The sequence below is a fragment of the Providencia sp. JGM181 genome, from assembly GCF_018257375.1.
Lineage (GTDB): Bacteria > Pseudomonadota > Gammaproteobacteria > Enterobacterales > Enterobacteriaceae > Providencia > Providencia lanzhouensis.
Map to the genome: position 1 here is coordinate 1 of NZ_JAERJY010000281.1, position 1083 is coordinate 1083.

The 1083-nt window shown below is 33.4% G+C and carries 2 protein-coding genes; one reads left to right on the top strand and one right to left on the bottom strand.

The annotated features are described in order from the left end of the window. Window positions 1-133 precede the first annotated feature (133 nt). Window positions 134-595: a hypothetical protein gene (locus JK188_RS17520; RefSeq protein WP_036950393.1), complete on the top strand. Its 462-nt coding sequence runs from the start codon at window positions 134-136 to the stop codon at window positions 593-595. A 58-nt stretch (window positions 596-653) separates the two neighbouring features. Here the strand turns inward: JK188_RS17520 and JK188_RS17525 are convergent, their stop codons facing one another. After that, the gene (locus JK188_RS17525; protein WP_051422597.1) at window positions 654-986 is read right to left on the bottom strand and encodes a helix-turn-helix domain-containing protein; all 333 of its coding nucleotides are present in this window, start codon (window positions 984-986) and stop codon (window positions 654-656) included. Window positions 987-1083: the final 97 nt, after the last annotated feature.

Below are 1083 nucleotides of genomic sequence, written 5' to 3' on the forward strand. Positions count from 1 at the left end.
ATATGTATGTGATAAGACGGAATTTCACTAATAAATTATCAATCATTTATTGCATCAGAGAGTTAGATTCATTTTCGTTAAAAGATAATGAATGTGTTTCGTATTACATCATGGATTGGGCTGGATAATAAAAATGAAAAAAAGCATCTTGAAAGCTGTTGTTTATACATCAGCAATTATTCTTTCTTCTATTGCTGTATACCAGGTTAATGAGTCAGATGACATTATTTGTCGATCCTCATTTAGGACTATTTCTATTGAAAACAATGTAAAACTCTCTTTGAGTATTTCTTACACCTTAGGCGATCATGAAGGGTGGGTGAATTTAAAGGGCAAGTTTAGCCAAAATGGTATTGAGAGTGAGGTAGCAAGAAAGGTTTATATCGATATTATAAAGATTGGCGATAGTCTTAAAATTAAATCTAAGAAAAATATTTTATTGAATTCGGATAATACGGACTCTTCGGAGTTAGAAAAATATTTGTCTCAGTCTTATTTGGACCCCAACCTAGATATGGATATCTTTCTCTATCCTCAGAAAAGTGGTGGGTATGTCTTTTTCACCAATGATATGTATGCTTTTTATTGCAAATGATTAAATATGAGCGTGATAGATAATCTACCCAATAAAAAGATTATCTATCACTACCTCTTTAATCTTGTGTATGTAGTCGTTTAACGATCATGACAAGGTCGTTGAGGAAAGTCTCAATATCCATGTCAAGTTTGCTAATAATTAAAAATAATCTCGGTAATGTGATATTGCTGATCCCTACCTCATACCGTGAAAACTGTTGCTGACTGACACCGACACGGCTAGCGATTTGGCTTCCAGTCAAACCCAGTTCTTTTCTTTTTTTTCTTATATAGTGCCCGATTAAATTGTTTATTTGAGCTTCATTCTCTCCGGCAAAGTAAAAGCTAATATCTTGAATGGGTAATTTATAGGCTTGCGTGCTTTCAAAGGAAAGGTGTTCACTCATCATATGTCCTCTTGCGTGATGGAATCATAATTGTTGTATTTCCACCGAGGGGTGTAAACCAAATTAAAAATCAAATAGTTTTTAGTCTTTTAATCTGTCT